General features: G+C 29.7%; 1 protein-coding gene. It reads right to left on the bottom strand.

The window, feature by feature from the left end:
* Positions 1–48: 48 nt before the first annotated feature.
* Positions 49–465, bottom strand: coding sequence for a DUF6843 domain-containing protein (locus tag ACQQ5U_RS19390; RefSeq protein WP_437400111.1), 417 nt, complete (start codon positions 463–465; stop codon positions 49–51).
* Positions 466–526: the final 61 nt, after the last annotated feature.

The following is a 526-nucleotide window of genomic DNA, read 5'->3' as shown; positions in this document are numbered from 1 at the left end:
GTTTATTTGAACTTTTAAGTACGTATTTTATTCATTAATAGGTATTGGTCAATCTAATAGTGGATTTCCAATTGTAAGTATAATCTCAGCATTGTTCAAATCAGTTTCAATACCCAATGAATCTACCTTAATTGTATTACCTAAATGCATAAAATTATACACATATGTTTTTTTAATATCCAGAGTATCCAATACATCTTCCGTTAATTGAATTATTGGTTGGATTGGAATTCTATCATTTTCATCTGTCACGTAAAAATATTTAGGATAATGCCAACCATATTGTGCCTCAAATTGTGTTTTAAGTATTCCTGTTTTGGGAATTAAATACACTCTACTTTTCCCCTCATATAATTTCTCTTCCCCATCTTTTTTATTGAATTTAATTTTTACTGTTCCTGTATAGTTATTTGGTATGAGAGTAATTGTGTCTTCTGTGGTAGTGCATCCAATATTAAAAAGCACAACCAATAACACAGTAATTGACAGAAGTGATCGGACTCGCTTCATCGTTTATTTGAACTTT

It is taken from the genome of Flagellimonas lutimaris (assembly GCF_051494225.1).
Classification (GTDB): domain Bacteria; phylum Bacteroidota; class Bacteroidia; order Flavobacteriales; family Flavobacteriaceae; genus Flagellimonas; species Flagellimonas lutimaris_A.
The sequence above is the reverse complement of the archived record's forward strand: the minus strand, read 5'-3'. Positions and strand labels throughout refer to the sequence as shown.